Origin of the sequence: Nocardioides stalactiti, assembly GCF_014180715.1 — a bacterium.
Lineage (GTDB): Bacteria > Actinomycetota > Actinomycetes > Propionibacteriales > Nocardioidaceae > Nocardioides > Nocardioides stalactiti.
This window is the reverse complement of the sequence record NZ_JACEFC010000159.1, coordinates 1-7,623: the sequence shown is the minus strand read 5'-3', so window position 1 is coordinate 7,623 and position 7,623 is coordinate 1. Positions and strand designations below refer to the sequence as shown.

At 72.0% G+C, this 7,623-nt stretch carries 7 protein-coding genes; 4 read left to right on the top strand and 3 right to left on the bottom strand.

Features of this window, described 5'->3' with window-relative positions:
• On the bottom strand, positions 1-351 hold a 351-nt coding region (locus H0487_RS20710), incomplete at its 3' end, for a molybdopterin-dependent oxidoreductase (RefSeq protein ID WP_183096119.1).
• Between the two features lie 216 nt (positions 352-567).
• A complete protein-coding gene (locus H0487_RS20705; protein ID WP_183096118.1) occupies positions 568-2,151 on the bottom strand; it encodes an MFS transporter in 1,584 nt (527 codons plus the stop codon).
• A 201-nt stretch (positions 2,152-2,352) separates the two neighbouring features.
• On the opposite strand from H0487_RS20705, the gene H0487_RS20700 reads away from it, so the two are divergent.
• The 3 genes from H0487_RS20700 to H0487_RS20690 all read left to right on the top strand — a co-directional run bounded on the left by H0487_RS20700 (position 2,353) and on the right by H0487_RS20690 (position 4,523).
• The gene (locus tag H0487_RS20700) at positions 2,353-3,090 is read left to right on the top strand and encodes an alpha/beta fold hydrolase (protein ID WP_220793636.1); all 738 of its coding nucleotides are present in this window, start codon (positions 2,353-2,355) and stop codon (positions 3,088-3,090) included.
• A 219-nt stretch (positions 3,091-3,309) separates the two neighbouring features.
• A complete protein-coding gene (locus H0487_RS20695) occupies positions 3,310-4,233 on the top strand; it encodes an MBL fold metallo-hydrolase (protein WP_183096117.1) in 924 nt (307 codons plus the stop codon).
• Positions 4,234-4,286: 53 nt separating this feature from the next.
• Positions 4,287-4,523 carry a WhiB family transcriptional regulator gene (locus H0487_RS20690; protein WP_183096116.1) on the top strand — a complete coding sequence of 79 codons (237 nt, stop codon included), beginning with the start codon at positions 4,287-4,289 and terminating at the stop codon, positions 4,521-4,523.
• 46 nt (positions 4,524-4,569) lie between these two features.
• Here H0487_RS20690 and H0487_RS20685 read toward each other — a convergent pair whose 3' ends face one another.
• Positions 4,570-7,047: a DUF11 domain-containing protein gene (locus H0487_RS20685; protein WP_183096115.1), complete on the bottom strand. Its 2,478-nt coding sequence runs from the start codon at positions 7,045-7,047 to the stop codon at positions 4,570-4,572.
• 266 nt (positions 7,048-7,313) lie between these two features.
• Between H0487_RS20685 and H0487_RS20680 the strand changes: the two genes are divergently transcribed.
• The coding region (locus H0487_RS20680; RefSeq protein WP_183096114.1) for a PucR family transcriptional regulator ligand-binding domain-containing protein at positions 7,314-7,623 on the top strand (310 nt) is incomplete at its 3' end.

The following is a 7,623-nucleotide window of genomic DNA, read 5'->3' as shown; positions in this document are numbered from 1 at the left end:
GAGCCCCCCGCCGCCGAAGACGGCGACGCTGTCGGGTCCGTGCTCAGCCTGCAGCCCTCGGACGCTCGCCGCGATCAGGTCGAGTGCCTCGTCCCACTCCGCCGCGCGGAGCTCGCCGGTCTCGCGGTCCCTGACCATCGGGGCGGTCAGCCGCTCCCGGTGACCGCGCAGGTCGGCGGCCGACCAGCCCTTGCGGCACAGGCCGCCCTCGTTGACCGGGAACTCGTCCCAGGCGAGCACCTTCAGCGCCGTACGACCGGAACGCTCGAGCTTCATGCCGCACTGGAGCGAGCAGTAGGGGCAGTGGGTGCGCGTCGCGCCCTCGCCCGAGCGTGCGTCTCCTACGGTCATGTCCCTATTCCAGTCGTGGCCGGTTTCGCGTTCGGATCGTGCAGCCGGACCTGCACGTCAACTAGTTCTCACAACCTCACACCAACGTCGAATCGGGACCTACCTGACACGAATCGGGAGATGTCTTGACGACATCTCCCGATTCGCTGGAGGTAGGTCCCGATTCGCTGGAGGTAGGTCCCGATTCGGTTCAGGTAGGTCCCGATTCGACGGAGATCAGATGCCGACGCCCGCGTAGGAGACGGCGGCCTTCGCCGGGTGCGGCTTGCGGAGGTACACCACGTAGGTGACCGCCGCGCACACCGCGTAGAAGCCGAGGAAGACCAGGAACGCGGTCTTCGTCGCGGCCAGCGGGTCGGTGACCCACGGCGAGCCGAACGTGATCGGGATCAGGAAGCCACCGATGGCACCGACGGCGCCGATGATGCCGACCGCAGCCGAGGCCTTCTTGGTGCCCGCGAGCAGCGCCGCCTCACGCTCCGGCGTACCGGGCCCCTGGTCGGCCGTGGCCCGCTCCGCGTCGGTACGGAAGATCGCGGGGATCATCTTGTACGTCGAGCCGTTGCCGATGCCGCTGAAGAAGAAGATCAGCAGGAACATGCCGAGGAACAGCGGGAACACGCCCTCGTTGGCCTCGACCGCGGCACGGACCGCGTCGGGGAAGACGAACGACGACGGGTCGGCCTTGATCGCGGCGAGCGCCTCGGGGGCCGGCGGCGGCGGGAACGGCTCGAGCATGCTCAGCGTCCAGAGAACGCCGAGGGTGCCCAGCATCATGCCGCCGAAGGACACCAGCGTGATCCGGGCACCGCCGAACCTGTCCGCGAGGTAGCCACCGAACGGCCGCGCGATCGAACCGACGAGCGCGCCGAGGAAGGCGAAGAACGCGAAGTTGATGCCGATGCCGATGACCTCGGGGACCGGCTGGCGCCAGAAGTTGAGCTTGATGAGGAGAGGCATCGCGGCCGAGTAGCCGATGAACGAGCCGAAGGTGCCGATGTAGAGGAACGACATCACCCAGGTCTGCTTGTTCTTGAGGACAGCGAGCTGGTCCTTGGCCGGCGACTTGGCCGAGGAGAGGTTGTCCATGAAGAAGAACGCCGCCAGGACCGCGACGATCGACAGCCCGGCGTACACCCAGGCCGCGCGCTCCAGGTGGATGCCTCCCTCGGACGCCTTCACCAGACCGAAGATGCCCGCGCCGCCGACGATGATCGGGAGGAAGAACTGGATGATCGCCACGCCGAGGTTGCCGCCAGCCGCGTTGAGGCCGAGCGCAGCGCCCTTCAGGCGAGCCGGGTAGAAGAAGTTGATGTTCGCCATCGACGAGGCGAAGTTGCCGCCGCCGAAGCCGGCCGTGGCCGCGATGATGCAGAACACCCAGTACGGCGTGTCCGCCTGGTTCACGAAGTAGGCGAAGGACAGCGTCGGGACCAGCAGCAGGGCCGCGCTGATCATCGTCCAGTTGCGACCACCGAACTTCGGCACCGCCAGGGTGTAAGGCACCCGGATCAGGGAGCCGACCAGGTTGGGGATCGCCACCAGGAAGAACAGCTGCTGAGGCGTGAACGAGAAGCCCTGTGCGAGGAGCATCGCCGAGCTGACGCTCCAGATCAGCCAGACCGAGAAGCCGAGGTGCTCGGCGAAGATCGACCAGATCAGGTTGCGCTTGGCGACCTTCGCTCCGGTCTCGGCCCAGAATTTCTCGTCCTCCGGGTGCCACTCGTCGATCCAGCGGCCACTTCGGTGGCGTGGGGCGGGGGCCGTGTCGGCCTCGGGCGGGGGTGAGGTGAGGGTCATGTCGTGCTCCTGTGCTCCGGCAGTTGATTGCCATCGAATGCACTGATCGTGGAGCTCGGTCGTTTCGCGTCCTCGTGTGCAGCAGTCTCCCGTTGGTCAACTTGTCCTCACATCCTCACCAGCTTCACGACCTCACTCGTTTCGCCCGTGTAACAGGTCGCGACCGACGTGGTGCGGGTCACCGTTCGCTACCGTGCGACGGTGATCTGGACCCGGACCGGCGGCGCTGACGACGGACCGCTGCTGGTGCTCCTCCACGGGCTCGGTGGCACGGGAGAGCTGTGGCGCGGGCTCGAGGCGCTGCTGCCCGACGCCTGGGCGGGCGGCTGGGTGGTACCGGACCTGCCGGGGCACGGACGTTCGGCGACCGCGTCGTCGTACGACTTCGGCGTGCAGGCGGCTCTGGTCGCCGAGGCGCTGCCCGACGACCGCGACCTGGTGCTGGTCGGTCACTCGATGGGCGGCATGGTGGCGCTCGCGATGGCGGGTCGTCTCGACCGGGTGCAGCGGGTGGTCGGGTTCTCGATCAAGACCTACTGGCCAGCGCCGCACGTCGAGGGGATGCGGGGGCAGTCGCTGAAGCCGGCCCGGGTGTTCCCGACGCGGGAGGAGGCCGTCGAGCGCTACCTGCTGGCATCCGGGCTGCGTGGCCTGGCGGACCCGGGAGCGCCGGAGCACGCGGCCGGCATCCGCGAGGTCCCCGGTGCTGACGGCGGGTGGCGGATCGCGCAGGACATGGGCACCTTCGACTTCGGCGTGCCCGACATGCCGGCGCTCCTCGACGACGTCTCCTGCCCGGTCACCCTGGCCCGCGGCTCCGAGGACGTGATGGTCCGCGAGGAGAACTACGCCGGCCTCGGCGTCGAGGTCGTCACCTGGGACGGCCTCGGCCACAACCCCCACGTCGAGGACCCCGCCGCCGTCGTCGCCCTGCTGTGAGGATCGGATCTCAGTCGTCGGGCATCACAGCGCCCAGGTCGGTCGGGCTCCCCCGCGAACGGCCAGCCCAGCGGGCTCATCACCATCGATCCCCCGGCGGCGGCGACCCCTGGGAGCCGCACCGCCCTCCTTGTTCCCGTCCTCATGTCTCCCCCTTTCACGAGGTGGACGGAGGAGCGGGTCACGTCCTCACGCGACTTCGGCAGGTACTTTCCTTTCGTGCGCCTGCCTCTGGGTCGACCGAGCCTCGATCCGTATGCCGACCGGTTCGACGTCCCGCGGGCGACGGGAGCGATGTCGGTGACCTTCCTCGGGGTCGCGACGCTGCTCCTCGACGACGGGGAGACCCAGGTGCTGACCGACGGGTTCTTCTCGCGGCCGCCGATGCTCACGACGCTGCTCCGGCCGATCGCGCCCGACCCGGCGCGGATCGAGGCGGGGCTCGAGCGCGCGGGGGCCGACCGGGTGCGGGCCGTGCTGCCGGTGCACAGCCACTACGACCACGCGCTGGACTCCGCTGCGGTCGCCGACTGCACGGGCGCGCTGCTGGTCGGCGGGTCGTCCACCGCCCACGTCGGGCGGGGCGGCGGCCTCCCCGAGGAACAGATCCGTGTCGTGACCAGCGGCGACGAGCTCGAGGTCGGCGGCTGGTCGCTCACCTTCATCGCCTCCGAGCACTGCCCGCCGGACCGTTTCCCCGGCGAGATCACCGCACCCGTCGTCCCGCCGGCGAAGGTGCAGGCCTACAAGTGCGGCGAGGCCTGGAGCATCCTCGCCGAGCACGCCAGCAGCCGGCGGCTCCTCGTCCAGGGCAGCGCCGGCTACGTCGAGGGCGCGCTCGCCGACCGTCGTGCCGAGGTCGCCTACCTCGGCGTCGGTCAGCTCGGCAAGCAGGACGAGTCCTACCTCCGTGCCTACTGGGAGCACACCGTCCGTGCGGTGGGGGCGACGACGGTCGTCCTCATCCACTGGGACGACTTCTTCCGGCCCCTCGACCAGCCGCTGCGGGCCCTGCCCTACCTGGGTGACGACCTCGACGCGACGATGCGCGTCCTGGTGCCGCTGGCCGAGGAGGACGGCGTCCGGCTGCACTTCCCGACCGTGGGCCGGCGCGAGGATCCCTGGGCGTCCTCGGCGCCCTGAAGATCCGTTCCGCAAACGGCGTAAGGAAATCCTGCTCCCGCACGTCCAGGGGTATGGGCCCGCAGAAGAAGAAGTTCCAGCGCAACGTCTCCTACAACGACTGGATCCGCCGCGCCGCGTGCGTCGAGTACCCGCCGGAGTGGTTCCTCGGCGGCACCGCGCAGGACCACCAGCACGCGGTCCGCGTGTGCAACGTCTGCCCGGTGCGGCAGGAGTGCCTCGACGAGGCCGTCGGCAGCGGCCTCACCTGGGGCACGTGGGGCGGCACCACCCCCGCCGAGCGCGCCTGAGGCCCTGGCGCGCCCGTCCGGGTGTGCCAGGGCCTCCGTCGCGTCGCTAGACCGACGTGCCGTGCCGCGGGTCGCCCCGGGTTTCGTCCCGCCGGCCACCCCGCCTGGCACGGCGGCCCGCGAGCAGGAGGGCAGTGCCGGCGAGGATCGCGGCGGACCCGCCGAGGAGGGCGACCAGCGCGGGGCCGCCGGCAGCCGGGAGGGGCGGCGTCCGGTCGGTCGGTCGCGGCGGTTCCTCGGGGCGGGCGGGCGGGTCCACGGCCACCTCGTCACGGTCGCAGTTGTCGCTGTCGCCGCCGAGGTCGGCGTTGGCCTGGCAGCCGTGGCCGGGCTGCCACGGGTCGAGCGGTGTGGTGACCCGCGCGACGTTGGCGACGCCTGCGGTGAGGTCGGCGAGCGGGTGCGTCGTCCGGACGACGACCCACCCCGTCGCTCCGGGTGCGAGGTCGCCGACGTCCCACCGGCCGGTCGCCGGGTCGAAGGTGCCGCGCGACGGGCCCCGCACCACGTCCAGCTCGGCGCCTCCACCCGGCAGGTCGGTCACCCTCACCGCCGGCGCCAGGTCCGGGCCCTCGTTGCGCACCCGCACCCGCCAGGTGACCTCGCCGGTCCCGTGCGGCCGGTCGAGGCGGACGTCGGCCGAGCGCTTGTCGATGACCACGTCGGCCGCCGGCGGCTCCGGCGTCGGGGGCACCGGCGTCAGCGGCGTCCGTACGACGTCGCAGCCGTCACCGTCCGCCGGCAGCGTGCTGTTGTCCTCGCAGGTCGTCGCCGGATCGGCGGGCGGACCGGTGGGGTCGTCGGGCGACGCGACGACCGCGCGGTTCTCGACCGGCCCCACCGCGTCGGTCGCGACGGTGCCGGTGACCGTCACCGTCGCGGTGCTGTTGGGCGCCAGGTCTCCGACGGCCCAGGTCAGGCCGTCGACGGTGCCGACCGACGGCTCCGACAGCGCGAGCTCCCCGATCTCGGGGTCGAGGTCCAGATCGGTCATGGTGACGCCGGTCGCCGTCGTACCGCCGAAGTTGCCGACCTCCACCTGCCAGGTGATCGGCTCGCCCGGGGCCACCGGGACGCTACCGTCGCGGACCTTGAGGATCCGCAGGTCGGCCGCCTGCGCGGCCTGCGCCGAGATCTCGACGGGGACGAACGTCCAGTCGTCGATGAACCTCTCGTTGCCCCAGCCGAAGCCCCCGCCCGCGCCAGCGGTCGGCAGGTCGTGCACGCCTCCGCGCGAGTCGACCCCGGCGCGCCCGTCGGGGACCCGGGTGCTCGCCCGGTGCTTGCCGTCGATCCGCAGGGAGCGGTCGTCCCAGTAGAGGGTCGAGCGACCACCCGCCGGACCGTTGAGACGCTGGATCTCCAGGCCCGAGCGGTACTCCACGTCGGAGTTGGTGAAGTGGATCTCGCCGGCGCGCTCGATCACCGCCCACACCCGGGTCGGGCGCCGGGGGTCGACGACGGTGCCGTCGGTGGCGCGCCCGTCCCACGCTCCCTGGACAGCCACCGCTGCCGCGCCCGCGTCGACCGGGTGCTCGAACCGCACGTCGGCCGGACCGGGCGACCCGTCGAGGTCGGAGTCGACGACCACCTCGACGACACCCGCGTGGTGGGCAACGCGGAGCTCGTAGGCCCCGGCGTGGGTCCGGAGGTCAGCGGTCTCGACGTAGCGCAGGCCCGTCACCGTCGGGGTGATCGGCGCCGACGCGTTGTCCAGGACGACCGGTCGCCCGTCCCAGGTGAGGGCCGACGACGGCATCGCCGGGTCGGGGCGGTCGAAGAACACCTTGTAGTAGTCCTGGGCCGCGTGGTCGATGGTGAGCACCCGCGGCGCCTGGTTGGTGGTGGACCGGTAGACCGGGACACCGGTCGCGGCGGCCACCACACCGAGGCTGGTGGCGCGGTGGCGGGAGTAGATGCCGTTGTAGGACGGGTAGCGGGCGCGGTAGAGCCAGCCGTTGTCGTGCAGGTAGAAGAGCGTCAGCGGCCCGGCCCCGGCGCGTACTCGCGCCGGTGACCCACCCGGGCTGTTGAACATCGAGTAGCGCGCGGGCGCCCACACCCGTCCGCGCACCGCGGTCCCGTCGGCACGACCGACCGAGAGGTCCCAGTCGAGCGTCGGATGGTCTCCCGCCGGACCGTCGCCGGTCGCGTTGATGCCCTCGATGTCGGGGGCGCCGGTCGCGGCGACGAGCCCCTGCCAGATCCCGGTCCTGCGCGCTCGCAGCGGCCCGAGGACGCAGCGGCTCCCGACGGGCGACCCCGCGGCGATCCGGCACCGCTCGCGCACGCCGCCAGGACCGCGGAGGGTCACGGTGTAGGCGACGTCGGACCGCTGGATCGCCTGCCGGTCCACCGTCACGGCGAACCGCACGCGCTCCCCGCGGACGACGTAGGCGTGGAGCTCCTGGTTGGACACCACGGTGTGGTCGCGCGTGTTGGACTCCGCGGTCGCCGGCGGCGGTCCGGCCAGGCCCGCCCCGAGCACCGCTGCTCCCAGCAGGGCTGCTGCCCACGCGGCCACGCCTCGGCGCGCCCGTCCTTCCCGAGCTCCGCGCGCACCTCGCCGCTCGATCCGTCGGCCTGTCCTCGTTCCTGCCATCCGTCCCACTCCTTCTGTCGGCGTGCACCCCGCGAGGTGACGTGGTCATCCGGGGGACGTCGGCGGCGGGCCCGTCCTTACGCGATTCGCCGCGCAGGAACGTGCAGCTGCACCGACCCGCAGATCTCGGCGTCACGGCGTGGCATACATGCACAGAACGGAGCCGCAGAGTGTGCGACCATGCCACCGTGGTGGACGTCGCCGAGCTGCTCCGAGCCCCGGGCCTCGCGCTCGAACCGCTCCACGTCCCGCGCCCCGACGCGGAGATCCGGTGGGTGGCGACGAGTGAGCTCGTCGACCCAGCACCGTTCCTCGAAGGGGGCGAGCTGCTCCTCACCACCGGGCTGGCGACCAAGGGATGGCGCACCCAGTGGGACCCGTACGTCGGCCGGCTGGCCGACGCCGGCGTGGTGGGCCTGGGCCTCGGCGTGGGCCTCACCCACGCCCGGACCCCGGCCGGGCTCCGCGCGGCGTGCGAGCGCCACGGCCTCAACCTGC